Source organism: Nostoc sp. (assembly GCF_036916735.1).
Taxonomy (GTDB): domain Bacteria; phylum Cyanobacteriota; class Cyanobacteriia; order Cyanobacteriales; family Nostocaceae; genus Nostoc.
This window is the reverse complement of sequence record NZ_JBALFV010000119.1, coordinates 1-26,917: the sequence shown is the minus strand read 5'-3', so window position 1 is coordinate 26,917 and position 26,917 is coordinate 1. Positions and strand designations below refer to the sequence as shown.

The following is a 26,917-nucleotide window of genomic DNA, read 5'->3' as shown; positions in this document are numbered from 1 at the left end:
TACTGCTTCTCTGCGTGGCGTAACCATCCCTACTAATTACTATTTCCGGTTTCCTTCCTGATTATACTCTCCCCAAAGTAACAAAAGAGGGATAACCTTTCCTGATTGTGATCATTCCATTAGAGAAAGCCGCTACATTATCATTGGTGTATCTAGGTTTAGAGAAATCTTAGTCGTTGCCTATAGTCAGCAAGCGTATTGTAAATGATTGTAGTCCTATTAAGAGGGAGCATCCCACTTTTTTGCATGTCATTGCGAGCGAAGCGTTCGCAAAGCATCTCGAAGAGAAGCAATCACAAAATCCTCCAACTCAAAGCGAGTCCATGCAATTGCTTGTCTGCAACACGCTCTTGCGTTTGTCTTTCCTCCTTTCTACGAGACGCACTCGCGTTCGCAATGACAATTATTTTCTCATTAAAAAATAAAAACTGGGATGCACCCTATTAAGAAGTTATACGGTATAACAAACAAACATATTCGATTGACTTGAGTTTACACAGAAAACTGTTGCTCAAACCCTATGATGTGATTAATTAAAAATTTTATCTGAAAATTGACACATTTAAGAGGGAAATAGTTAAGTACTTTTTGGCGAAAAATGCCAAAGAATTACATAAAAACCGCAAAATTGACGATGAAGACAGTAAAACCTGATTGACATTTGTATAAAACAGAAGAAAATACTTGTAACAAACTCTACTGAATTGCAGATAAAAAACCGTTAAGTTAATGAAACTGATAAATGTAATTCAGGCTACATAAAAATGCGCCTAGAGCAGTTGCAAGCCTTTCTAGCGATCGCCCAAATCGGCAGCTTTCAACAAGCAGCGCGAAGATCAGGTGTTACGCAATCGACGATTAGTCGCCAAATCCAGGCATTAGAAGCAGATTTAGGTATAGAACTGTTTCACAGAACTAGTCAGGCAAAATTAACACTGGCTGGTGAATGTTTACTACCCCGTGCCCGCAAAATTTGCCAAGAATGGCAGACAGCTACAGAAGAATTAGCTAATTTAATCTCCGGAAAACAGCCAGAACTTTGCATTGCCGCGATTCACTCCCTTTGTGGATCTTACTTACCCCCAGTGTTACAAAAATTTTGCCATGATTATCCAGATGTGCAATTGCGGGTGACTTCATTAGGAAGCGATCGCGCCCTCAAAGTCCTCAAAGATGGATTAGTAGATTTAGCAATTGTGATGAATAATCGCTTTTTAACCACTGGTAGAGAAATGGTGGTAGAAGTACTTTATGATGAACCGATAGAAGTTCTTACCGCAGCCAATCATCCACTAGCCCAATATGAATGCGTTCCTTGGTCGGAGCTAATTCGTTATCCTCAAGTGGTTTTTAAAGATGGTTATGGGATGCAGCGCTTAATACAAGATAAATTTGAGCGAATGGAAGCTACACTCCAAGCGGCTTTAGAGGTAAATACCCTAGATGCCTTCCGGGGAGTAGTGCGCCAAGGAGAACTGATAGCTTTGCTACCTCAATCAGCATTAGTCGAAGCTCGTCTTGACCCTACCCTAGCGATTCGTTCTTTAGCTAGCAATAGTACTGGTGGTTTAGGAGATTCCAGTTTGACTCGTCGGGTAGTTATGGTCACAACTCAAGACCGACTGCAAATTCCCCCCATTAAGCACTTTTGGCAACTCGTGCGCGAAAATATGCCATTACAGATTGACCAGCAGCGATCGGCTTCTTAAGTCAGTAAACTAAAAAGTTTTATCTTTTATCTTTTCTTATATAGATATATAGAAAAACTCAAAACCCTGATGATTGTGAAGAGTAGTTATTAAACATTGCCTAAATTGGCTCATTTTAGGCAATGTCCAATTGCTTTGTCACAGAAGAAAAGAATTGTGGCTTATTCAGAAAGTACTGCCTAAGTTCTCTTTTAGACAAAGTTTGTTAAGTGCGTAACTTTCTGCATGAATGCTACTAAAACCCCGACTAGGACTGTGGAACCCATACAGAAACGGAACCAGCATTGCATTGAAAATCAGCCCAGCCCTCATCATTCGTTGTAATGGGTTCGCTAATATGTTCGGTGATATCAATGTAAGTCCTGTTGGGTTGCCCAACTTCCATCCACTTAGTCCCTTCTCCTCCATTACTCAGAACAACCGCCATACCGCCAGGATGTTCTTCATCTCCTAAGCGTGTCCAGCCGATTGTATTAGCGTGGTCGAAGTAATCGTATTGGTCGCCATAAGCATAGGTTTGACGAGCGTGCAAAAATTTATCAATTATCCATTGATGACTATCGAGCCAAATCTCATACTCATTGCCATCAGGGCCTTTATCCTTGTAATTAGCACCATAGTAATCGGCATAGAAGATACAGGGATAACCTTCACTTCGCAGTAGAATCAACGCATAAGCTAACGGTTTAAACCAGCTTTCTACTACAGACTCCAACGACTGCAAGGGTTGAGAATCGTGATTGTCTACTAAGGTGACGGCTAAAGCAGGTTGCTGTTGCACCAAAGTATTATCAAATATCTGCCGCATATCGTAATCATTGCCTTGTTTGCTGGCAGCGCTAAAGTTATAGTGCAATGGCGCATCAAACAACATCACATCACCACCGGTAATGTTAAGGAAATGGTGCAGCGCTTCAACTTCATAAGACCAATATTCACCAACGGCAAAGAGATCGCGACCTGCCTTTTGGCGACAGTGAACCAGCCATTCTGGGAAAAAGCCAGCCCTAACGTGTTTAACGGCATCAAAACGAAAGCCATCTATATCAGTGGTTTCTACAAACCATTCACCCCAGCGATTCAACTCCTCGCGCACTTCTGGACTCTCCATATCCAGATCGCATCCCATGAGATAGTCGAAAGCGCCTTTTTCTAGGTCAACGTTATCGTCAAAATGTTTATCTTTGAACAGATAAACTGCGTTTTCACCTTCGTTGTAAATATTGTAATCAACTGCGTCGAAGTGCCACCAGTGCCATTCCATATCAGAGTATTTGCCCTGGCGACCTGGGAAGGTAAAGTGAGTCCAGACTTTAATCTTTTGCATTTCACCAATGGGCTGGTTGCGATCGTCTGGATTATAAGGCGTTGCTTCCACCTCTTCGGGTTCGTCTGCACCTAACTTATGGTTCAAGACAACATCAGCATAGACTCGAACGCCAGCAGCTTTTGCCGCCTTGACAGCAGCGATATATTCGTCTTTTGTGCCGTACTTTGTCCGAACCGAGCCTTTCTGGTCAAACTCGCCTAAATCGTACATATCATAGACACTGTAGCCGACATCGAAGCCACCTGTTGTTCCTTTGTAAGCTGGGGGTAACCAAACAGATGTAACACCTGCATCAGCTAAGTCTTTGACTTTATCTTTAAACTCATTCCAAAGATTGCCATCTGGAGGGATATACCAATGGAAGTACTGCATCATTACACCATTCAGTTGAGCCATGTGTATCCCTGTAGTAAAATTTACGATAAATTGTGATTCATGACACGAAAACTATACATTAAGTTTTATTTTTTGTGTCTAAATAGAAACAAAAATCTATTAATAAACTGCGATCAACTTATATTGTTTTCTTGTGTGGATGATAGTTCTTCAGCTAGGTTTTTCTGGAGTGCTTCCAATACCGCGATCGGGTCAGTCGGTTCCTGCATCAATTCAGCTTCAGAATCATGCCGATTTATAACATTAGGCAAATCGGTGCGGAGTTCTTCTAATAGAGCAATAATCTTGGCAATTTTTTGCTCGGAGAGCAGGTTAAGCTGTAGCATCAATTGCGCCCGTTGTTCGGCAAAGTTTTCTTGGCGAGTTTGTCGTACCAGGACTCCAGTTGAGATCACCAATGCAGCTGCGTCTAAGCCTTGACCTGACCAGCTAAACGGGGGCAGATTGAATGGCAAAAAGCGATCAAAAAAACTGCTAAAAATCCAGATAGCTAGTATGACTAGCAAACTATACAGAAATATCGATCGCCCAAAGAATGTAGCGATCGCTTCTAGTATCCTCTGGTGGACGGGAATCTCTCGAACTTCCTGGGTATGAAGTGAAATAATCGCTTCAATATTTTTTGAAATCGGGTCTGGTAATGGAGCCGTGATAACTTGATTTCGAGAAGCTTTTTCTTTAAGTTTGTTAGTACCTGTGAAGTATTTGTTGGCTGTGTCTGTTTTTTGTGTCATGCAGCAACTCCTGAATGTAGATGTTATTCGATTATTGCTTATCTTCTAATACTGTCAGTAAATGGATCTCAAAAGGCTGAAAATTTTGTTACATCGTGATTTACTTATAATGTATTAATCTAGTACATATTAATTTCATCATTTCATTTTTTTAAATTTTTCATAATTAGATTATAAGTAATATCTAAAACTTTAATCTACGTAAATTTAATTAGAAAAACTCCAAAAAATAAATTATCTAATTTCACCGAATAAAAACGACTCTCTTCTCCCCCTGCTAGAACCCGGATTTCTCACAAAAGTGTAAGCAGAGGAGGAAGAGGAGTGTGGGGTGTGGGGAGTGTGGGGGGTAAGACTTCTTCCCCATCCTCCCACACCTCCCACACCTCCCACACCCCTTGGATTTCTCACTTGTGAGAAATCCAGGTAGAAAGCTCCCTGCTCCCCTTCCCTAAAAGCGATGGGAATTTATTTTTTATAGGACTTACGTAAACTCTACGATTCTTGGCGTTCTTCTCTAACGAGACGCTGCGCGTTGGCGGAAGCCTCTGGTAGAGAAGGCGGTTCGATAAATTAAGCTTTTTAGCACTTTTTGCATAAGTTCTATTTTATTTGGAAGTCTCTAGCGTAGGCGTGGCTCACCGCAGGCATTGCTCTTTAGAGAAAAACTTTTTGGTTTACTTTAAGTGTCATAGTTATTTTCTACAAAGGACAATGGAGAAATGACAGTGGACAAATGAGAAGTCGGAGCGCTGGCTTTTGGCGATCTGAACTTCTCTTAAGAGAGACACTACGCGAACGGAGACAAAGGATAAATGAGCAATGTATTTAGGGAATTCCTGCAAAAAGTAGGTAGTGGAAATCATACAAGCGAGAATTTAACTCGCACCCAAGCAGCCACCGCTACTAAAATGATGCTGCTGAGTGAAGCTACACCAGCCCAAATCGGAGCGTTTTTGATTGCTCATCGAATCAAGCGCCCCACGGGGGAAGAGTTAGCAGGAATGTTGGATGCTTATGATGAACTCGGACCAAAACTGCAAGTTGTCTCTGAACGACCAGTGATCGCTTTTGGCATCCCTTATGATGGCAGAACACGCACAGCACCAATTAGTCCGGTAACAGCTTTACTACTCGCCGCAGTTGGACAACCAGTGATAATGCACGGTGGCGATCGCCTCCCAACTAAGTATGGATTACCTTTAATAGATATTTGGCAGCGTTTAGGAGTTGATTGGACTACTCTACCACTAGCAAAAACCCAGCAAGTGTTTGAGCAAACAGGAATCGGCTTTATTTATCTACCTCAGCATTTTCCCTTAACTAACAGTATTTGGGAGTACCGCGACCAAATTGGCAAACGTCCGCCATTAGCAACAATGGAGCTAATCTGGTGTCCTTGTGTCGGTAATGCTCACGTAATTGCTGGGTTTGTGCATCCGCCGACAGAAGGGATGTTTCAGATAGCTTTGGGATTACGAGGAGTCACAAAATTTACATTAGTGAAAGGATTAGAAGGTAGTTGTGATTTACCGCGCGATCGCAGTGCGATTATCAGCTTATCTTCATCCCTACCATCCCAAGAGGTGGAACGATTGCACCTCGTACCGCGTGATTACGGCTTTAGTACCAAGAACGTACCCCTTGCAACTACTGAAGAACTGGTGGCGGATATTCAAAAGGTTTTGGCAGGTGAACCAGGCGAACTAATGCAAACAGCCTTGTGGAATGGTGGATTTTACCTATGGCAGAGTGGTATTTGTTCAGACATGCCAGAGGGTTTAGCTAAGGCAGAAGAATTATTAACCAATGGTGCAATAGCAGCAAAACTCCAAGAACTCAGCCAGTTAATAAATTCACTCTCAGCAGCATTTGTACCAGTATAAACAGTTCAGTAAAAATAATTCGTAATTAATTAAGAATTACGAATTACGAATTACCAATTACAAATTATTTTCTTAGCTACTTCTCCAAAATAGATTTTTGTTGCAACCAGTCCTGACCTACTTGAATACTGATATCTGAACCAAGGTTGCCAGTACTTTCTACACGCACTTCGCCAAACCCCAAAGTGTTACGAATTGATTCGGCACTCTCACCATCTCCTTGCTGGGCGACAATATGAGTCACTTCTAGAGGTTCACCCCATGCCTTAGCTACATAGATGTTGCGATATCCAGATTTTTCCAAGGTTCTAATTAATGGTCGCAGGTTAGAGCGATCGCCACCTGTACTATCTTGAATTGCTACCCGTAAAGAGCGTGGGTCAGTCGTACTCGCCTGCTGCTCCTGTTCTGACTCCAAACCGAAGTGTTGAGCCATCAGTTTGGCAATACCATCTTTGTTGGGCAACCAATAGCTAGCATCAAACTCGCCTTTCTCACTAAAGCGACCTGGCAGCATTAACATTTGCATATTAGAGCGATTTGTTCGTACCCCAAAACCCATTAGCGCCACTAACTCTTCAACCGTCAAGTTGGTATCAATGTGGTCTTTAACTACATCCAGAACTTTAGGTAATTGAGTTACAGTAGCTGGGTTAAGTGTTTGATCCATCAAGGCACGAATAACCATTTGCTGCCGTTGAATCCGACCAATATCTCCGAGTTCGTCATGGCGAAACCGCAGCAATTGCAATGCCTGATCGCCATTAAGATGCTGCTTACCTGCCTTCAAATTGATGTATAAATGCTGAGAATCATCTTGGTACTTCATATCTTTGGGGACATAAACACTCACGCCACCCAAAGCATCGATTAGCTTGGCAACTCCCAAAACGTTAATTCGGATATAGCGATCAATTCCCGCGCCACCTAAGAGATTACTGACGGTTCTGGCAGTTAAAGCTGGCCCACCGTCAACATTGGCGGCATTAATTTTTTTCACCCCATACCCCTCTATTTCTGTGCGGGTATCTCTGGGAATGGAGAGCATAATTATTTTTTTCGTCTCTGGATCAAATTTGAGCAAGAGCATTACATCCGAGAGACCATCAAAGGAGTTGACTTGGGGCAGGTATTTGAGGTTTTTGGTTTCTTCTGGAGGATTTTGGATATCTGGGGGAAGTACGCTCATGCCCATAATCAAGAGATTAACCGAGCGAGTTAATTCTGAAAATCGTAGTACACCTCCAGAAATGCGATCGCTATCAAAGACCGCCTCATCCTGTGGACTTAGCTGGGCTTGTTGCAAAGGCGTACTGGTCAAAGACACCGCCAAAAGCGCCCCTGCTGTTGCCGATACCATTGCAATCCCACCCATACCTACCCAAAACCATAGCCAACGCCCGGATTTCGAGTTATGGGAAAGGGGAATTCTTTTACTGGACTTTGAGGCTTTTCCCGACTGGTTTTCTTCCGCCGAACTTCTTTGAATGGTCACAGATTTCCTCACACTTACTCAATAATCAAATTCGGTAAATTTGCAAACTAAAAACATCCAAACAAATCAACCCATAATAACTAACTATTAATTATCAGTGCTAATTTTTTTAATGTAGTGTCAACAACAACACTTATAGCAGCATTTTTCCTTCTTTTGGGCCAACCTAGAGATGTTTTACTGAAGTATGGCAATAATAAACTGGATTTGACTAGATATATAGATAAATCAACAGTAATTTTTTAGGAAATAAGTAAAATTACTGAAAATATCTCACCCGAAAAAATTAAGATAAGTACTTTCCTAGTACTCGTTCGGCTAAAGTAGTAAACCCTGGTAAACGCCCAGATTTGCCCTGTATTAGGCGCAAAATCAACCAGAAACTTACTAAAAAGTAACCTGATGTGAGAAAGCTATTCAGGATAAAAAGACGTAGCGGAAAAAAATCTGAAGTTGCTGCTTTGGTAGCTAATAATAGATATCCCAACAGCCAAGTAAGCGCCAAAGTAATAGACAGACGACTAATAGCAAGTTGTTCCCGACTTCCTTGGCCCCGATAGAGAGTCCACAAGGACGGAAAAAAACCGATGATTGGAATCAAATATAAAAGCAACTGTGTTTTGGGTATTGGATATTGGACATTGGGTATTGGGGATTGGGTACTAGGGATTGGGTACTGGGGATTGGAAGCAGACAAAGGAGAGACTTCTTGAATAATTTTTCCTTGTCCCTCTTGTCCCTCTTCTTCCCCCAGTCCCCAGCGATGCACTGAGCTTGTCGTTGGCGCAGCCTCTCGTAGAGAAGTGTTCCTAGTTTCTAGTCCCCAGTCCCCATTCTCTTTCGGTTCAAAATTTTCCATTTGGGTTTAGTCTAACTCCTGAACTAAAAGGATGAATAAGACTCATATAGTTAGAGATAATAATCTGTAAAGAAAGATTTTATTTAGTTCTATCCAGCAATCAGCTTAAAATGCAGACACGCAAGCTACTCGACTGGTGGCAAACATTCACACCAATAGCGCGAATCGGGGCGATCGCGTTATTCTTGCCGCTACTAGTTCTTAATGGTTGGGCACTTTCGGTATTTTTTAATTATTTCCATTCTCTCATAGTCATTTTAGTTGGAGCCTCAGTGCTAGCATTTCTGCTCAACTACCCCGTGAGCTGGATGGAGCATCATGGTGCTAGGCGAGAGCAAGTCGCTATTTTAGTATTTCTCTTGGCTTTATCGATTTTATTAGCCTTGGGTGTGACACTTTTTCCATTAGCCCTTACCCAAGCTCAACAACTGGTGGCTCGTTTGCCAGAGTTAATCGACTCTGGACGCTCTCAGTTAATGATATTAAACGAAAAAGCTGAGACTTATGGTTTACCAATTAACCTCGATGCTCTGGTAGTGCAAATCAACGATCGCGTCAAGGGACAATTGCAAGCGATCGCTGGACAAGTTTTAAATTTGGCAGTAGTTACAGTCACTAGTCTGCTAGATATTCTCTTGACGATAGTTTTGACTTTCTACCTTTTACAGCATGGGGGTGAACTGTGGCAAAGTTTAGTGGAATGGCTACCTAATAAATTTCGCGATCCTTTTTCCAAAACAGTCCGTCTAAGCTTCCAAAATTTCTTTATCACCCAGCTAATTTTATCTACCTGTATGGCATCAGCCCTGATTCCTACCTTTTTGTGGCTGAAAGTGCCATTTGGTCTACTATTTGGCCTAACTATTGGTTTGATGGCTCTCGTCCCCTTTGGCGGTTCTGTAGGTATCGCCCTGACTACACTATTGGTAGCGCTGCAAGATTTTTCAATGGGTGTGAGAGTCTTGATAGCAGCAGTTATTGTACAGCAAATTCTCGAAAACTTAATTGCCCCCCGAATTTTAGGCAGCTTTACTGGTTTAAATCCAGTTTGGGTTTTAATTTCAGTATTGACAGGGGCAAGAATTGGCGGATTGTTGGGTGTAATTGTGGCAGTACCCACAGCTGTTGTAATTAAGACTGCTTTAAGCGCCTTGCGTCCTGGGAGCCTAAGCAGCGAGACAGACGACAGCACCACTGGGGAAATAACTGCACCCATTGCAGCAAACCAGTCCTCGAAAGCTGACGCTAAAAACACTCTGAGTATTTCTGAAGCGACATTACCTTAAGCAGGCACAAGGCAGGAGGAAACCTCTCCCCTTCATGGGAGAGGTTTGAGCAATGACGTATCTTTTCTCATGCTGTGCATCTCGAAAAGAATGATTCTAAGTTTTTGCCCACAATTCGGCTTGGTTTGTACCTTTCTTCCTCCTGCCTGCTCATTGTGGGTCAATGATGGAACCCATAAACAAAACCCTTCCCGTCTGATTATCCCTAATGGCACAGAAGAAGGGACGGTCAACAATCATCTCGAATGGTCGCTCTATAGAAATAGAACTTGTTAGTGTTATACCCACTGAAGTAGCCGCAGCTGCTTCCGTGCCTTCTTCGTTCACTTCAACAAAAGTTTTATGCTTAACTTCGCTGATGCTAAGATTTTTACCCATGCCGGAAAAATTGGCTTTGCTGGTGAAAGCCTCTTCCATACCTAAAGTTTTTAAGGCATCATTGAGAGTAACATCATACTCATTTTTAAAGCGGGGTAAGCGAATAAACCCTTTTTGTTTGCTGAACTGAGTTATCCATTTATCCCAGTTCTCAATACTCAAGTTTTGATAGAAGGCTTTCAGGTTAGAGTTCTGTTTCGGCAGGAAAATATAAAAGCTGAATTTACCATCTTTGCCGTAAGGTAAACTAACTGCCTGAAACTGTTTGCTTTCATAGTATCTATAGTCACCACTTTGTGACATCATCGGGTGTTGTTTTGGCTTGCCAGATGTAGTATAAAAAGGGTATTGAGCAGTTTGACTTTTATCAAATTCTTTGCTCCATTTACCTTTGAAATATATGGCATTAATTAAAAACAACACCTGACTTGGTTCAATTTTTTCAATTATCTGATCAATTTTGCCATTAGTATTCTCTTTTACCCAGTTATTGATAATACTAGGCGCTTTGGAATCTTGAAAATTTAAATTGCTGACTTTAGCTTTATAAAAATACTGTATTCTTTGGATAAAGTCTGGCTGAAAGCTAAAATTTTGCTTTGCCCAAAGTGAGTTAGCAATCTTCAGTTGTACTTTCGGATCAGAATTGTCTAAAAGCTGCTTTAATGTCGCCGCGTAAGAAGAGTTGATATCTGCTAGATTCAGCCCCTGTAATTCCAGAGTTTTTGCGATCGCTAATTGAGTCGTGCCGCTAGCGCCGTTGTAGGTCATAGCTAAAGCGATCGCAACACTCGAAGGTGAGATAAAAACATTCTTCTGATCCCGATCCTTTTTCAGAACTTCTGAAAACAGTTTGAAGCCAAACTTATTGCTAGACTCAACAATTTGGGTATCAGTCTTAAGTGTTTTTTTTTGCAATGGAGTTTCTGGCTGAGGTAAACCAGATTGGGCAAGGGCACTTTTATTACTATCAACTTGAGAATAGCCTAATACACTGCATAAAACAACACTTGCGGCTGCCATAGCATAGCGTCTGCCCAGACTAACACCGTAACGTCTTTGCATGAAATTTTCTCTCATACTACTATATTTCTGCGGATTCATCTTACCACCTCACTTGCCAAAGATTCCCAATCTGTACTCATGTTTGACGCAGACACTGTGTCAATGATTAACTATTGCATTTGCTCCAATAGAAAAATGGGACTGTTACAGTTTCTGTAACAGCAAGTTAGTAGCTCAGAGTAATTAAACACAACTTATTAGAGTTGCTAATGACTAATTGAGGCGGCTATGCAGACGAATTATGAAAAATCTCGATTTTTCGGAGTTTTTCTATTTATCTATAAAAAGTATTTTAGACTACCTAATCACAAAATAACCAGCGCTCTTGGTTTTTAAAGATAAAATCACGCTTTTCAGTTCACGAAATACCAAGCTTTCTTAGTGACACACGGCTGTGCTACCTTACAGGGGAGTGTGGTGATGAAAAACGCCGTAAGGTTGACACAGATAACAGTTGTACTGCTTTGTTTCAATTAATAGGTACACTCCACCAAGCTAAACTATAGGGTTGAGTCACTTCATTTAACTTTTGACGAAACTGGACGCGGATTTTGTAATTGCCAGCAGCAGCAATCGGGCAGAAAATATGTTCTACACTATCGATTTGGCTGATTGAGGAGCAAACAGCACCAGCATCTGAATTTTGGGCATCAGCTTTTACTAAGTATAAGTCGAGATTATTCAAACCGCGATCGCGGAAATTTTCGCCTACGTCATATTGCTGGTTTTTATTGTTATCGTTGAGTTCTACCAATCGATCCCAACTTAGAGTAACAGCAACAAAACTCCCTTGCTTTAACGGTTTTGCTAATATATAGTCAATAGACGTTCCAGTATTGACTGTGCGATAATCCCAACCAATGGCAGGTACAGCCGTTGATGGCTGCCATTGACCACTACTAAATTGCTGATAAGCGCGAAATACATTTAAATGACCCGCTCCCATTTGGGCATCCAAGGGAATCTTTGGATCTTTATAAGCATCAGAATCTAGCCAGTTTTGATTTTTTTTATCAATTAGTGTCCGGCTCATTCCCAACAGCAAGCCATCACCGCTATCTTGGATTTTATCTGCTGAATTCAGCAATACAGCTTTCATTACTTGATGATGGCGAGCATCAATGCTCCAGTGTGGTTGTTTTGTCCGTATCTGTCGGTCAGCAAATTCTTGCAACAGAGCAACACTAGCCGTAACTTGAGGCGCTGCAAAACTGGTACCTGTAACCTTGTTCACTTTGCCATCTGGATTGAGTAAAGGAATGTTATTCCCAGGAGCAACTAAACTAATAGCACGACGGTCATCAAGATTAAATTCCTTTCCAGCTAGCCTTCCGCTCACTCCTTGGTTAGCACCCGCCAGATTAGCCACATCTACTTTATTAAAAACTCCCCCTCGGCGGGATGAAAAAGCCACGTTTATTCCGTTAAAATTATCAGTAGGAATCGGAATACCACCCTTACCTTGATTACCTGCGATCGCATACAAAACATCATGAACGCGACTAGACCAGTCAACACATAAAGTTAATAAAGCATTACCGTCTAAAGTAGCCTCTGGTCTAGGATCGCGGTTCAAAGGTTCACCAAAGCTAAAGTTAATGGCACGGACATCACCACCATTTTGTAGGGCTACGTACTGGGCTGATAAGCACTCTTCTGGCTGACCCATAGTTTTAGTGGAACCCACTGCAGACGAATACAGTCGCGCTCCCGGAGCAACTCCCGGCAAAGCCTTGTCTTGGCTCACCATCATTCCAGCGACATTATAAGCGTGGGAGTCAACACCACTATTTGATTTAGCTGGCCCATTGCGTAAGAACACCGCCGCTAAAGATATAGCACGATTTTTAGACACCGCCTTATCCCACCCAAACATTCCAGGCCGGCCAATTTCCACTTGACCAATAGCAATCTTACGACCGATTAAATTATAAGGAGCTTGGTGTAACCTCAGAGCATCAATGCCATTAGTTCCTAGAGCAGATTCTAAAGCCGAAGCAATTACTGGCGCACTTAGACAAGAAGCACTTAATCCCAAAATTATCCAGGTTAGTTTTTTAGTCATTTGTTATTAGTCATTAGTCATTAGTCATTGGTCAAGAGTTAGAAGTTATTATTCTTCACCACTCCCCACTCCCAAAAAATCTGGGATCAAAATTATGAGTCTTGCTCAATGTTTTGTTACAATGCGTACAGACGAGGACGCTTAAAACCCACTAGCCATGACCCAAAACCGATCTCAAAAGCCCATTGTAATTGCTCCATCTATCCTATCAGCCGATTTTAGTCGTCTGGGTGATGAAATTCGCGCCATAGACGCGGCTGGAGCAGATTGGATTCATGTTGATGTAATGGACGGTCGTTTTGTACCCAATATTACGATAGGCCCTCTGATTGTGGAGGCGATTCGTCCGATTACGACTAAGCCACTAGACGTCCACTTGATGATTGTGGAACCAGAAAAGTATGTAGAAGGATTTGCTAAGGCGGGTGCTGATCATATCACTGTACACTGCGAGCATAATGCTTCTCCACACCTACACCGCACCTTGGGGCAAATTAAAGAGCTTGGTAAGAAAGCTGGAGTTGTACTTAATCCTGGTAGCCCTCTAGAGCTAATTGAATACGTTCTAGATTTGTGCGATTTAGTACTAATTATGAGCGTCAACCCTGGTTTTGGTGGTCAAAGTTTTATCCCTGGTGTATTACCCAAAATCCGTAAGCTGCGTCAAATGTGTGATGAACGCGGTCTTGACCCCTGGATTGAAGTGGATGGTGGACTAAAGGCAAATAATACCTGGCAAGTTTTAGAAGCCGGAGCTAATGCGATTGTCGCTGGTTCAGCTGTATTTAACGCTAAGGATTATGCTGAGGCTATTACATCAATTCGCAACAGCAAGCGTCCTACTCCAGAATTAGCTAAAGTTTAATTTATTCTTAGATTAACCATTCTTTACAAAAAGTAGGGTGGGCAAATTGCTCACCTTGTTTTTATTTACACATAAAAAACTGGAAGCTATTCAAATTTTGAACTTCCAGTTGTTTCTATATAAATTGAAAATTTAGAAAGCAGAGATAATCCAGGTTGGGAGGACTAGGATTACAATAGTCGAAAGAGAAGCGTATGACCTAATAGTTCTACCAGCCACGACAACGATTTTACCGTAACTTTTCTGTTTCTGTTCCTGTTGTTGGTGTTAAGCGTTTGCTTTATTAACTAAAGCAACACCAACCATAGGATATAAAGTTTTATTAGCATTACTCCCATCGTCTGCAGTCGATGAAAGCTATGTAAAATTTGGATTGGGGGAATCCACCTCCCCAAATTCTCTTTGCAGAGACTTCCTCAGAAAAAGAACCACCAGTAGCAACGGTTGTATCGTTGGTCTTGGTATAGGAGTTATTTACTCTATGAAACGCTGACTACTTTTGTAATCAGTTTGATTGATTTCATAGTCAGAACTACTCATTGATTTTATTTATTAAAATTAACTCTTTGCCGCCAATCACCTCTATTTTAGTTGAAGTTGTAGTTGTTATTATTTTATCAATATCATCAGTATATATTTGCCATTTTGGCAGGTTTTTACAAAAAAATATAAAATTAATCACGTAATAAGAATTCAGCAGTCAGAAGAATACTTCATACATAAATTTCCAGATGTACCGTATTCCTTTTAAATTTTGACTTATAACTCTTGAGTGCTGAATTCTTAGTTAATCGCTGCTATAAAAAACCTACCATACTAAAAATTGTAAATTAGCATAGTAGGCTCTCAGACACTCAATCAACTCTAGGGCAGAATCTGTGAATTCCAAATTGTTTTTAATTCACTCCACAGCGTTTCAAGGAAATATAGGACTCCTGTGTGATTTCTAAACAAGATTTTAGATAAAACCCTGTTGAAGAAGGCAGAAGGCAGGAGGCAGAGGGCAGAAGGTTCCACCTCCGTTGGGGATTCAGACCCCTCCTGAACGGGAGCCACCAAATTAAAAATTTGGTGAGGGTCTTAAACCCCTGGCTCCCTTTGGTCGCAAGCGAGGGTTCAGGCATTCAGGAAAAGGGATTTTCCCTTCTGCCTTCTGCCCTCTGCCTTTTTTGATAAACGGGCTTTTCAGTCTCAGTATGTTTTCAAAAATCAAATCAGAGTTCTATATCTTGGTTAGCTTCTGATTTTAATGGCAATTTCCTTGATTGATGTTCGTTAATTGACTGTCCCAATCTCTGGTCTAAACTACCACCACGGATTTCTATTTTTTACTTTCCAACCACTTCAAGATAAGCAGGTCTTGAATCTTTCAGCATTTTTAGATTTTCACTTTGCTGTTGTTTTGTTCGGTTGGTTTGAGAGTTTTCTTTGAGCAATCGATTGTAGGTACGGTAAGGAATGTAATGGAGAGGATTATAACCAGCAAAACGTAGCATTAAAACACATGCCCAGGAGTACTTTCCAGCAATAATTGCTTCAACTACTTTATCGAATTGTTGAGCCTTGACTGTTGTATCTAAGTTACTACTAATACCAGCAATGTCTTGATTCATCATAGTGTTTAGTTATCTTGAGATGAAGTAAACTAGTTAAATTTTTGCGATTATTGATGTTTCAATTGAGGATTACAAACTGCACTAACCTTTTTGCAGCTGTTAAATCGCTTTCAGGTAATTATCAGCAATTTGGGGGTGTTAAATGTTGACAAGTTATAAAAATCTATTAATCAACAAACGCGTACATAATTTTCCCAAACTCTGAATGGCTCTCGTAGCTTTGAATGGTAAAGATACAGGCTGAAACTTCTCTGCTGTTTAAGCTTTACCTTGGTGTTATTGAGCAGAGTTTTAGTAATTTTGGCTGATAACTCCTCTAGTAAACTAGTTTCGGCAAGAGCTAGCTCGTAGTAGGGATACAAATTATCTAGATTCATTCCTGAACTGTCCCCTTGGCTTGAGGTTTCGACTGCATTTGACCTGATGATTTTTTTCATGAACTAACGTTTGATTAAAAACAATCAAGTTTTTAATCAAGTTTGTTGCCTGCTCAGTCCTAACTATCCAGATTCCCTCCAATGAATTGAGGAAACTATGCTTATAGCTTGTTAGTAAGTCAAAGGTAAAAATTTATCTTTTGTCTTCTCATCTGACTGGTAGGACAAAAGTCTCGATGTCGCTCTTGGTAGATGCAGTTTTGTCCTCTGAAACTTTATCAACTCCTAATTCAATTAACTTTCTCTATTAAAACGCCTGTATTTCTTACTACTGCTTAATTAGGCATTTTCCGGCAAATTTCCATATTTTTTGAGTAGTGGGGAAAATTTATTTATCTTTGAGCTTTAACAACGCAAGTCGTATTTATACTACTTTATGTCGTTAATGTCATCTACTAATTTAGTAGATTTTTAAGCTAAATTTACTGAATGTATTTAGATACGTACTTGCGGATTGTGCAACTTTTAATTTTGTCCTCCTTTACTAATTCATGAGGGGTATGACCCCCCACACAATCTTAATTTAAACCCTTTATTATGGTCGAGTCACTACAGAATACTACCATTAACTATGATGTAAAACAACTTCTAAAAATAGTGAAATTTAAATAGCAAAAATAAAAAACGTTTGCAGCTATAGGATTGAACATATTTTTTAATAAGTTCAACTAGATAATTATATTTATTTCTCAGAGGTTTCTTAATTTACAAGAAATACAATTTAGCCTATTTAAATAAAATTACTATAAATTAATCGTGAATTATTTCATAATTATAAGTTAGTAATAAATAGCATAATAGTGAGAAATGTTGGTTATTAATAATAAAAATAAATATTTTTATTATTAATTGAAAAAATCCCAATAATTGTTAATAAAAAATTAGCAGATTAAGTAGATAAAGTATTAAAAATATTAATAATAAAGTAAAGTTAACTAACAGATATAATTAACACACAATGGTGTTAAAATTATTCAATAGTAACTTTTATAATCATGTAAATTCTTTTTGAAAATAACTAGTCTTGTAAAGTTTATTAAAAAAGCATAATGCACCATTATAATATTTTGGTACGTTACGCTATCGTTAAAACACCCTACTTGGATTTAAAAAATAAAATAGTAGTCCTATATATGTCTTAATATTTAAAACTTTTATAAAGGTGAGATTACGGATGCTGTGGCAATTGGGTAAATGCTAGTAAAAGCTACCAATTTTTATAAGTTTGCGATCAGTGCCTTACTGAACAAGAATACTTTATTCTAAAACAAAGATATAATCGGCATAGAGTAGTCTTGAATTCTTAACGCTTCAACTCTTACCATTACTGAAATTTTCTTTTGCTTCCGGAAATACTTGAAAATACAATCACAAATCTAGATTCTGCTTTCTTAAATAAAGACCAATACACTTGGGTTAAGGTTAAAACTCTTTGTTAAAGTCAATTTTTTTTACTAACCACAGAGGCAAAGAATACATAGAGAGAATGAGAAAATGCTTAACCCAAGCGTATTGTGATAAAAGCCTGTTCTAGATTGGCTTTAACCTTGAGTTGACATGCATGATAGCTGTGTGTCTTTATGTTTGTTGCTTCAATTAATAACTAAGTAAATGCCCCAAATTGCCATTGCCCGTAAGTAAGTGCTAGCGCGGAAAGTACCAGATGCGGTGATAGCTTCAGGGGTGCGAAATTGCAGACCATTGTCATAAATTTGCTGCACCACAGCTTGCGTCAATCTAAACGCTTCATCTTTCATTCCCATCTGCACAAGAAAAGCCGCCAGGCCAAAGTTTATCCCTGTCCAGACTTCTAGGGGATGAGTAGCTTTGGGGTTTTCTGGTGAACCATCAGGACGAACACCATTAGCAGCACCAAACTCACCATTGCAGAATTTTAAAAAGCACGCCTCATAAACAGTTTTTAGGGCACAGAGAGCGCGATCGCTCGGTACAATGTCTGGTAAGTCCAACAGACGAGCGTAGAATTGTCCGCACAATTGATCTGCCATCACTACATCGGAACCACTTTCACTATCAAGTTTGTAATATTGCCCATTCCAAAGTTTTTCTTGGTAAATAGGAAGAGATTGTTGTAACCAGGTTTCATAAATGGATTTTTGAACCGCCATCGCGCAGCGTCTCGCAGAGAAGACGCTAAGATCGCCAAGGTTGTGAGTTAATAAAATATCGCTAATTGCGATCGCAGCCTCTAGCGCCGCTAACCATAACCCTCCACAATAGGCGCTGACACCCTCTAATCGCCAATCATCAAAGGTTTGGTCAGGCGCACCAGAATTTTCGGGAATCCCATCGCCATCAAGGTCAAAAGTTTTCAGGTAATCGAGGGTTTGAACGATCGCATTCCAACAATCTGCTAAGAATTCTACATCGTCAGCACCAGTGAGCAGAAAATCACGGTATACTTGCAAGACAAAATCACTACCCAAATCTTTCCACAAATTGCAGTCTTGATAGCTGGTGTAGTTGGTTTTCTCCCAGACGTGTTCATTCGGTGCGCCTAAATCGTGGGGTGTTGCACCTGTGACTTTGCGAACTGCGATCGGGCTTTCTGCCTTAATTGTCATGTAATAGCCAATTATCCGGGGTGTATCATCACCTTGAGGAATCGCCCTTGCAAATGCCCTCATTACCGACTTTTCTAGTTCTGGAAATAGCATCAGTAGGGCAAAAGAGCCGTATAATCGCACATCTAGACTTTCATACCAACGGTAATCTAAGCATTCCAACACCGCAAACTGACCGATGGGGTCAAGTTCAGATGCTGCACTCCAGAGAGTACCGCCACTAGTAAGGTCATAAAGCTCATTAAATAGAGCCATTTTAAACCAGTTGGGTAAATCTTCCCGGTCGAGAATCGGTTTTTGCCAAGTTTGAATTTGCGATCGCCAGGTTTGGTATTCTTCTAGGGCAGTCGATGCGATCGCCCAAGCGTTGTTTCCACTTTTACCAAAAAAATCTGTATATCTGCGATAATAGTTGACTCCGGCGGCAAATTCTGTAATCGGCAAATCCCAAGCGAGGACAAAGGGGATTTCGAGAGTTTCGCCTGGTTGGAGAGTAAAACGGAGTGCCATCGCAGCCCCTAATTGTGTATTATTTGTTGCTGTCGTATCTAGATAATTAGGCAAGGAACCATCTTCAGCAAAGCTTTGCCACACCTCATCACCGATTCCTTCAGGATTCCATCGGCTGTGGTAAAATACTTCCGCCTGGGGCTGCTTCAGCGTCGCAATACACCAGGTTCCGTCACCTTCTTGCAAAGGTTGATCACTACCAAGCCGACCTAAAACACAGCCAAACTGTTGTGTATTTTCAACTATCTGGTTGTAGTTTCCTTGACTTTCGCCCCAGCGCGGTTGGTATTCGTAAACCGGACTACCATCATCGCGTACCCGCACTTGAGGGGATTTTACAGCGTTTGTGAACCAGCCCACCATATTTTGCCAAGTGAGCATAATGCTAAGAGTAATGGCTACATCTGTAGGGTTGTGGGCATTCCAGAGGAATATTGCCACAGGATAACTAGTTTCTTGGTAATTACCTGCCCAGATTGGGGAAAATTGTTCACAAGTCAACTGTGCTTGAAAGACATTTTCATACACAAACCAGCTACGTGGGTATAGCGCGTGATAATTGCCTGTTCCCTCTGTACTGGGAGTTGTTGGATACCATTGCCAAGCTTTGAGAGTTCCATCATTGGGCGCTTGCGTAGATAGAGCGTAGGCTTGGGAAAATGTGCTATTGGATTCAAATACACTGAATTGACAAGCGGGAACGTTTTTGAAAGTATGTTCACCGCCATCGATGTGCCACAGGTTAAAATCTCCCCGTGAAGAACGACCGATGCAACCTGCACCAAAGCCACCCAAAGGCATACCATGCCAAGGGCCATCATCGATATTACTTGCGTAGCGGACAGTATAAGGTTTGTCCCAGCCTAAGCCAATAGGACGGCTCCAAGTGCAAGAGGGAATTTTCAAAGAGAGTTGATTTATCATCGCCTAATGTTACAGCGTAGAGTTACGTCCATGAAGACTAGCGCGATGCGTGATTTTTCTCAAGGGGCATGGGCATTACCCATTGGCGTCAACTTAAGAAGATAAAGCCCAAATTTGTTGGGTATAAGCGTTAATCTTAAGAATAGTTACCACTATCTTGGTTGTGCTGCAACACAATGGAAACTTTTTATTCAAGAAGAGACGCATCGAATCAAGCCATTACTTTATGTTTATCGAGTTCTCTTGACTGGAATTCATCTGAGCCAAACAGGGATAATTGAAGCTAATTTAATTAAGCTGAATGAGTTTTTTAATTTACCATATATTCCTGATTTAATTGCCCAAAAGTTAGCAGGTGCGGAAAAGTCTATTTTGTCAAATGTTAATGTAGCTTTTCATCAAATAGAATATGAACGCCTGCGTAATAAGTTGCAGGAGGTATATGAATCTAGCCCATTACCTGAAGTACCTTTAATGAATGCAGATTTGCATAATTTGTTGGTAAGCTTGAGAACGAAGAGCTATGAATTATGAGTGAAAAACTCATAATTCATAATGTTGTTTTTAGAAAAGTATTTTTGTTACTTTACAACTTCAAAGTCCAAGCGGCAAAAGCTAAAGTACCCCAACCAGCAAGAAATGCTGCGCCGCCTAGTGGTGCGATCGCTCCTAAAGATTTAATACCGGTTAAGCTAAGGGCGTACAAGCTTCCTGAGAAAATAGCAATGCCAATGATGAACAGCCATCCACTAGCTACGAGAGTGGGTTGAGGAAATTCGGTGCGACTAATTAGTAGTGCTACGAGAAAAAGTGCTAGAGCATGATACATTTGGTAACGAGCGCCAGTTTCAAAAATTTCTAGCGATCGCTCACTAATTTTTTCTCGCAATGCATGGGAAGCAAAAGCACCAGCAGCAACTGACAAGCCGCCTAAAATGGCAGCTACGCTCAAAAAAATCTGCGTCATTAGACTTAGCCGTAAGTTGATTGTTAGTCATTAGTCATTAGTCATTAGTAATTAGTCATTGGTCATTAGTCATTAGTTAATAACGAAGGACAAATAACAAAGGACAAATGACAATTAGACATCAAAATGATATGATATAGTTCCTTCTTCGTTCACCTTAAAGTTTGCATTGAATTCTTTAGCTTTTTCATCTAAATATTGCCTAGCATGGGCTGCGGGTAATTGTGACTGCATGGCAAATCCTAAAACAGTTACACGCCCATGATTTTTTTGTAGCATCTCATAAAAAATCGATTGCAAGCGATCGCTAACTTGTTGATTAAACGCCTTTTTCTCCTGTCGGCTTTGACGGTATAATCCCAAAGCTAACCATGTGCCCAGTGTTAGGCTAGGAATGCCAAAAATTAAACGTTCTACGGTAGTATCATCAATTACAGGAGTATCTGTTTGTGGGAAATCAACCGAACCATCCCAATTTAAGGATAGCGTGATTGATTTTTCCGTAGTAGTTTTATTAAATACCTCTGCTGCTGATATAGTTACAAGCATGAATCCCATTGTCAGTAGCCAAGCTGCGGCCAATTTTTCAGCAGTTTTCATAGTTACACTTTAGATTTACACTTTGCTAGCGATTTTAACCTGACTTTCGCAAAGGTTCCAATATTTGAACCTCACACGACTCAAAGTCGCGTAATTCCTGCTTCAACAATCTCTGCTTGAATTGCTCTAGGTTTTAAAGCTCTATACAGATGTTGCCTTTATTACTTAAATATGGCTGTGCGATCGCTAGAATAATTGTTCATGCTTCCAATCAGAGCGTAGGCATAGCCCGCCGTAGGCATCGCTGTAATAGAATACTTACCAGTGTTAAGTCTTAAGATTTCAAATCGCAGCAAAGTTATAGCATTTATCTTGCTGCGATTTTAACTTTATTTACGTGTAGCTTCAAGTAGGCGGGAAAAATAGAAACGAGTCTTCGTCATTGCTTTTCGTTGCAATGAAAAACCATTACTTTCTAAAATTCTCATCACATCAGCCTCACGATGCAAATATGCACGAGTCGCTTTACTTGGCCCGGGAAAGAAACTGCCAATTTTCTTGAGTATGCTGAGGGCACAAGTCTTCGGCGCAAAACTGAGAATTATCCGCGACTGTGCTAAAGAACAGAGGTGAGAAATCATCTCATCGGCTTTTTCTTGGGGGTAGTGGATGAGAACATCTAAGCAAATAACAGTATGGTAACTACCACTTAACGATTCCAAATCCTGCACGGCAAAAGTGGGATTTTCAGCATTTGGCAAGGTTTGCTTGGCTCTATCCTTGCCTTCTTCTACCATTTTTTCAGAAATATCAGTGGCATAGACTTTGGCACCATCTACCGCTAGGGGGATGCTGAGACTACCGACACCACACCCAGCATCGCAGATTGATAGCTCTGATAAATTGTTATCAGCCTTCAGCCAGCCGAAAACTGTATCCACGGTTTGCTGATGTCCATTGCGGATGTCTAGTTGGACTTTGTTAACTTCGCCATCGCCGTAGATTCGCTTCCAACGGTCAAACCCTGTGGAATTGAAATACTCACGAACAATCGTTTTATCGTCGGCTGCGTTCATAAATTTTGATTTTTAGGGGTTCCCAATGCTTAAAATTATCATTGATAGGAACCCATAAGAACGGTCTTCCAGATTTTTATAGATATAAAGTAAAAATAATTGCGATCGCTTTTGGGTCAGTGATGGGAATCGACAAGAGCAATTCATGTTCTTTACGAGTCTTACAAAGGTAAGTATTGAACACGATTTCTTAATTCTTCAAGATAGGCGGTTTTAGCAATAATTTCTAAATCATGAACACAATCGCTAACAGTAACTCTGAGTTTATGAGCATAAATAACACCAGCAAAATTTATTTGTTTGTCTTGACGATGGTTGGCTTCAGCCAGAAAATCGTCATTTTGGGAAAACAAAACACGCTCAAGTTCTGTCGCACGGTCAAGTATAAGAGGATCAGGAAAGCTAGTTTGCCCATCTTCTTGTACTGTTAATACGTCTGCACCCCGAATCCGTAATCCATCTGTAATTCCTCGATGCACATTCTCATCAATATAAAGAGCAACGCTCATTTAATTAATCCTTTTGCACGAAGTCTTTTTGCTAATGGAGATTCTCCTGTTTCTAAACGTAATCTTTCCGCATACTCAAAACGTTGCTGCATATCAGCATCAATTTCTTCTTTATGTTCCCAATAATAAGCTAAAGCAGAATAAATCTGGCTCATGCTTAAATGTGGATATTGAAAATGTAATTCTTCTGGACTACAACCATAAACATGAATAGAAGTAATTAATTCGACAACTTTCATAGATGTTCCTTTAATAAAAGGAATATTGTCTTCATTAACTAAAATATGTTTATACTCAGTAGTTGTTGCTTGAATCATAATTTTTGTTTATTTATCCAAGTTACACGATTTTTATAAAATTATAGCAATGTATAATGATTCTGCTTTATCTGCACTTTCAGTTTTCATCCTATGTTCTCCACAGCTACTTTTTCTATTTACATCAAAACCCACGATAAGAGAATGCGTAAATCCTAAAGTTGCTCTTGAGATAATAATGGTTCAAATGATTGGTAAGCCTCATAGTTCCGAAAATGTCGAGTATATAAATCAACAATCTCCTCAGATGAATCAAAGTTATCGTGCAAAACTGAATTCATATCTACCACTTGCTCAAAAGACCAAGTAATAGTTTCTCCATTTTCATTTGTGTAGCTGACACTTTCATTTTTCGCATGATTCAAAACCTTTACTTTTGCTTCTTGTAAAGAAGTGGCTTTAACTAAAACAAAGCTTTCTTGGTACAAAGGTTGATAATCAGGTTTATCTGAAGATGATTTGTAGAGAATTATAGCAATGTATAATGATTCTACTTTATCTGCACTTTTTGTTTTCATACTATGCTCTCCACAGCTATTTTTTGAATCTACTATCATTCAATAACTTCCAAGCTTTTTTACCAATAGCAGATTTGCTTTTTTTAATGTTTTCTAAAGAAGAGTTAATAAACTCACTGGGAAACTCCCGCCTAATCGATGCTTTTCGGCAAACACTAATAAAAGTATCAGCAAACAAACTTAAGTTGTCGTTGGCTTCACAACTATCCCCTGGTCTAAATTGGCTTATTAGTAAGGATTGTTGAAATAAACTTGGATTGTTGTAATTATAGGTTAAAGGCTGGGAGTGAGTAGCAATAGGTTGCACAAGCAATCCCATAGTTAACAGACTAGCCAGTGGTTTTTGCAGCATATAGTTAAAAAATAACCGACTATTTCCGTTTTCATAAGATAGCGAATTAATATTACCGCCGAAACCAACTGCCTATCCAACGCCAAAACCCACGACGAGAGACTACAGACGTTTTTGGTTGAGAAAGACGCTCAATTGCATTGTTGCAATCTAGTACATCAGCATCAAGTCCCATTGCTTGATATAGTTCACTGGCATTGCGATAAGCACCCAGCGCGTCTGATTCTCGATTGACGTTTTCTAATGACAGACCTAATTTAAACCATGCGATCGCTTCCCCTCGAATATCGCCTATCTCCCTAAATATTTCCAAAGACTGCTGCAAGAACTCAATCGCCCGTTGGTACTGTCCCAGGGACTTGTAAGCATTGCCCAAACCGATTAAGGAAGCACCTTCGCCATTGCGATTGCCTATCTCCTTAAATATTTCCAAAGACTGCTGGAAGAACTCAATCGCCCGTTGGTACTGTCCCAGGGACTTGTAAGCATTGCCCAAATTGTTTAAGGAAGCACCTTCGCCATTGCTATCGCCTATCTCCTTAAATATTTCCAAAGACTGCTGCAAGAACTCAATCGCCCGTTGGTACTGTCCCAGGGAGTTGTAAGCATTGCCCAAACCGATTAAGGAAGCACCTTCGCCATTGCGATCGCCTATCTCCCTTTTGATTTCCAAAGACTGCTGCAAGAGCTCAATCGCTTGTTGGTACTGTCCCAGGGAGTTGTAAGCATTGCCCAAACCGATTAAGGAAGCACCTTCGCCATTACGATCGCCTATCTCCTTAAATATTTCCAAAGACTGCTGCAAGAACTCAATCGGCCGTTGGTACTGTCCCAGGGAGTTGTAAGCATTGCCCAAATTGATTAAGGAATTAGCTTCGCCATTGCGATCGCCTATCTCCTTAAATATTTCCAAAGACTGCTGCAAGAACTCAATCGCTTGTTGGTACTGTCCCAGGGAGTCGTAAGCATTGCCCAAATTGTTTAAGGAATTAGCTTCGCCATTGCGATCGCCTATCTCCTTAAATATTTCCAAAGACTGCTGCAAGAACTCAATCTTCCGTTGGTACTGTCCCAGGTAGTTGTAAGCATTGCCCAAACTGATTAAGGAATTAGCTTCGCCATTGCGATCGCCTATCTCTCTAAATATTTCCAAAGACTGCTGCAAGAACTCAATCGCCCATTGGTACTGTCCCAGGGAGTTGTAAGCATTGCCTAATAAAATCAGAGCAGCCTGATAATTCCTGTTTTCTCTAGCGCCAATTTCTTCCCATTTACTTACCAATTGCCCATATAATTCTACTTGGTCTACATAATAACCCCGCAAGGTTAAAAAATCATTGCAAATCCGAATACTATCAAAGGCAGAGTTATAATCTTGCAACTGATAAAAGTGATCAAAGATTTCCAAGTATTCTTTAACATCATTTTTTGTTTTCCAAGGCGGTTGTTTAGCAATTGAGCGATAATAATCTATGGCTTTTTGATGCGCCTCACTCTGATCGCCAGCCTGATACCGCACATACTCCAAAATCAGGGGCTGAAAATCAAATCGCCGCTTACCATTGAGTTTGTCTACCAACAAAGAACGCTTAACCAGATTCCTCAATTCTTCCTCAATCTCTGGTGCTGAACTTCCCGGCAACACTGCCACGGCTGCCGCACTATCAACAGCACCACGATAAACACTAATATTCAGCAATAACGCCTTTTGTAACTCATTCAACCGATTAAAACTGGCATCCAACACCAACACCATCCCCACATTTTTCCGGTGATGGATACCTACCACTTGGGAATCTGTCAACAATTGCCGCAAATTCCCTAAGCCTAAATCTGCTAACCTACTTAAGTCCGGGTCTTGTGAATATTCTTCATTTAATAAGTCTGCTACCAATTTCAACAGTAGAGGATGCCCATCTACTAATTCCACAAACTGCGTTAAATCTCCCCGAATGCCTAATACAGTTAACAGTGCTATGCCTTCATTTACTTGCAAACCTTTCAGGGTTAGCCACTCAAAGCCTTTTAATTCTGGTCTTTCCCTGGTGGTGACTAACACCTTACTATTACTGCCATGTTCCACCCATGCTTGGAAAAAGTCGCCGTAAAATAGACTTCCCCACTGTCTATCAGGTTGTAATAAACTCTCCAGGTTGTCAATGATGAGTAAAAATTGCCCAGAACGTAAACACCCAACTAGCGCCTCTACTAACTGCGCTTCTTCTTCTGGAACCGGAAAGCCAAATTCACTGAGGACTTGGCGGGCTAAATCGCTAAAACCTGCCCCATTACTGACATCAGCCCAAAATCGCTTGGGGAAACTGGCAATTTCATCATAAATTTTAGCTGCTAGCATCGATTTACCTGTGCCACCGATGCCTTCTATACCAATTAGGAAAGTATTTTTATATAAGTAAGCTGATAGGCGCAAAACCCTGTGTCTTCAGACCAGGGATGTAGCGCCAACGGTGAATTTATTCACCGTGATATTTATTATT

At 40.5% G+C, this 26,917-nt stretch carries 22 protein-coding genes; 5 read left to right on the top strand and 17 right to left on the bottom strand.

Annotated features, from left to right (window positions below; all coding sequences use genetic code 11):
• Window positions 1–764: 764 nt before the first annotated feature.
• Window positions 765–1,709, top strand: coding sequence for a LysR family transcriptional regulator (locus V7L20_RS29125; RefSeq protein ID WP_334747416.1), 945 nt, complete (start codon window positions 765–767; stop codon window positions 1,707–1,709).
• A 247-nt stretch (window positions 1,710–1,956) separates the two neighbouring features.
• Here the strand turns inward: V7L20_RS29125 and V7L20_RS29120 are convergent, their stop codons facing one another.
• Together V7L20_RS29120 and V7L20_RS29115 are read right to left on the bottom strand one after the other, a co-directional pair.
• Window positions 1,957–3,435 (bottom strand): alpha-amylase, encoded by a 1,479-nt coding sequence (locus tag V7L20_RS29120; RefSeq protein ID WP_334747415.1) that lies wholly within the window; start codon window positions 3,433–3,435, stop codon window positions 1,957–1,959.
• A 113-nt stretch (window positions 3,436–3,548) separates the two neighbouring features.
• Window positions 3,549–4,169, bottom strand: coding sequence for a DUF1003 domain-containing protein (locus V7L20_RS29115; RefSeq protein ID WP_334747414.1), 621 nt, complete (start codon window positions 4,167–4,169; stop codon window positions 3,549–3,551).
• An 815-nt stretch (window positions 4,170–4,984) separates the two neighbouring features.
• On the opposite strand from V7L20_RS29115, the gene V7L20_RS29110 reads away from it, so the two are divergent.
• Window positions 4,985–6,055 carry an anthranilate phosphoribosyltransferase family protein gene (locus tag V7L20_RS29110; protein ID WP_334747413.1) on the top strand — a complete coding sequence of 357 codons (1,071 nt, stop codon included), beginning with the start codon at window positions 4,985–4,987 and terminating at the stop codon, window positions 6,053–6,055.
• Between the two features lie 76 nt (window positions 6,056–6,131).
• On the opposite strand, the gene V7L20_RS29105 is transcribed toward V7L20_RS29110, so the two are convergent.
• Together V7L20_RS29105 and V7L20_RS29100 are read right to left on the bottom strand one after the other, a co-directional pair.
• A complete protein-coding gene (locus V7L20_RS29105; RefSeq protein ID WP_334747412.1) occupies window positions 6,132–7,550 on the bottom strand; it encodes an LCP family protein in 1,419 nt (472 codons plus the stop codon).
• Window positions 7,551–7,836: 286 nt separating this feature from the next.
• Window positions 7,837–8,199, bottom strand: coding sequence for a hypothetical protein (locus tag V7L20_RS29100; protein ID WP_442943654.1), 363 nt, complete (start codon window positions 8,197–8,199; stop codon window positions 7,837–7,839).
• A 320-nt stretch (window positions 8,200–8,519) separates the two neighbouring features.
• On the opposite strand from V7L20_RS29100, the gene V7L20_RS29095 reads away from it, so the two are divergent.
• On the top strand, window positions 8,520–9,695 hold the full coding sequence (locus V7L20_RS29095) for an AI-2E family transporter (protein ID WP_334747411.1): 1,176 nt from the start codon (window positions 8,520–8,522) through the stop codon (window positions 9,693–9,695).
• A 150-nt stretch (window positions 9,696–9,845) separates the two neighbouring features.
• Here V7L20_RS29095 and V7L20_RS29090 read toward each other — a convergent pair whose 3' ends face one another.
• Together V7L20_RS29090 and V7L20_RS29085 are read right to left on the bottom strand one after the other, a co-directional pair.
• Window positions 9,846–11,177: a serpin family protein gene (locus V7L20_RS29090; RefSeq protein WP_334747410.1), complete on the bottom strand. Its 1,332-nt coding sequence runs from the start codon at window positions 11,175–11,177 to the stop codon at window positions 9,846–9,848.
• 430 nt (window positions 11,178–11,607) lie between these two features.
• Window positions 11,608–13,203, bottom strand: coding sequence for a S8 family serine peptidase (locus V7L20_RS29085; RefSeq protein ID WP_334747409.1), 1,596 nt, complete (start codon window positions 13,201–13,203; stop codon window positions 11,608–11,610).
• Window positions 13,204–13,360: 157 nt separating this feature from the next.
• Between V7L20_RS29085 and rpe the strand changes: the two genes are divergently transcribed.
• Window positions 13,361–14,068, top strand: coding sequence for a ribulose-phosphate 3-epimerase (gene rpe / locus V7L20_RS29080; protein WP_334747408.1), 708 nt, complete (start codon window positions 13,361–13,363; stop codon window positions 14,066–14,068).
• Window positions 14,069–15,396: 1,328 nt separating this feature from the next.
• On the opposite strand, the gene V7L20_RS29075 is transcribed toward rpe, so the two are convergent.
• From V7L20_RS29075 to V7L20_RS29065, 3 genes are all read right to left on the bottom strand, one after another.
• A complete protein-coding gene (locus tag V7L20_RS29075; protein ID WP_334747407.1) occupies window positions 15,397–15,684 on the bottom strand; it encodes a HetP family heterocyst commitment protein in 288 nt (95 codons plus the stop codon).
• Window positions 15,685–15,854: 170 nt separating this feature from the next.
• A complete protein-coding gene (locus V7L20_RS29070; RefSeq protein ID WP_334747406.1) occupies window positions 15,855–16,121 on the bottom strand; it encodes a hypothetical protein in 267 nt (88 codons plus the stop codon).
• Window positions 16,122–17,713: 1,592 nt separating this feature from the next.
• The gene (locus V7L20_RS29065; protein ID WP_334747405.1) at window positions 17,714–20,140 is read right to left on the bottom strand and encodes a GH116 family glycosyl hydrolase; all 2,427 of its coding nucleotides are present in this window, start codon (window positions 20,138–20,140) and stop codon (window positions 17,714–17,716) included.
• Between the two features lie 117 nt (window positions 20,141–20,257).
• Here V7L20_RS29065 and V7L20_RS29060 point away from each other — a divergent pair, with 117 nt between their 5' ends.
• The gene (locus V7L20_RS29060) at window positions 20,258–20,674 is read left to right on the top strand and encodes a DNA polymerase beta superfamily protein (protein WP_334747404.1); all 417 of its coding nucleotides are present in this window, start codon (window positions 20,258–20,260) and stop codon (window positions 20,672–20,674) included.
• A gap of 52 nt (window positions 20,675–20,726) precedes the next feature.
• Here V7L20_RS29060 and V7L20_RS29055 read toward each other — a convergent pair whose 3' ends face one another.
• From V7L20_RS29055 to V7L20_RS29020, 8 genes are all read right to left on the bottom strand, one after another.
• The gene (locus V7L20_RS29055) at window positions 20,727–21,107 is read right to left on the bottom strand and encodes a DUF423 domain-containing protein (protein WP_100900832.1); all 381 of its coding nucleotides are present in this window, start codon (window positions 21,105–21,107) and stop codon (window positions 20,727–20,729) included.
• A gap of 114 nt (window positions 21,108–21,221) precedes the next feature.
• Window positions 21,222–21,707 carry a hypothetical protein gene (locus V7L20_RS29050; RefSeq protein ID WP_334747403.1) on the bottom strand — a complete coding sequence of 162 codons (486 nt, stop codon included), beginning with the start codon at window positions 21,705–21,707 and terminating at the stop codon, window positions 21,222–21,224.
• Between the two features lie 329 nt (window positions 21,708–22,036).
• Complete coding sequence (gene bchM, locus V7L20_RS29045; protein ID WP_334747402.1) at window positions 22,037–22,723, bottom strand: magnesium protoporphyrin IX methyltransferase; 687 nt, start codon at window positions 22,721–22,723, stop codon at window positions 22,037–22,039.
• A 161-nt stretch (window positions 22,724–22,884) separates the two neighbouring features.
• Entirely contained in the window at window positions 22,885–23,232 is a 348-nt protein-coding gene (locus V7L20_RS29040) for a DUF5615 family PIN-like protein (protein WP_334747401.1), read from the bottom strand.
• Entirely contained in the window at window positions 23,229–23,549 is a 321-nt protein-coding gene (locus V7L20_RS29035; RefSeq protein WP_334747400.1) for a DUF433 domain-containing protein, read from the bottom strand. The genes V7L20_RS29040 and V7L20_RS29035 overlap by 4 nt, the downstream gene beginning before the upstream one ends.
• 155 nt (window positions 23,550–23,704) lie before the next feature.
• A complete protein-coding gene (locus V7L20_RS29030; protein WP_334747399.1) occupies window positions 23,705–24,067 on the bottom strand; it encodes a DUF4288 domain-containing protein in 363 nt (120 codons plus the stop codon).
• Between the two features lie 16 nt (window positions 24,068–24,083).
• On the bottom strand, window positions 24,084–24,419 hold the full coding sequence (locus V7L20_RS29025; protein WP_334747398.1) for a hypothetical protein: 336 nt from the start codon (window positions 24,417–24,419) through the stop codon (window positions 24,084–24,086).
• A gap of 52 nt (window positions 24,420–24,471) precedes the next feature.
• A complete protein-coding gene (locus tag V7L20_RS29020; RefSeq protein ID WP_334747397.1) occupies window positions 24,472–26,850 on the bottom strand; it encodes a tetratricopeptide repeat protein in 2,379 nt (792 codons plus the stop codon).
• Window positions 26,851–26,917 lie beyond the last annotated feature (67 nt).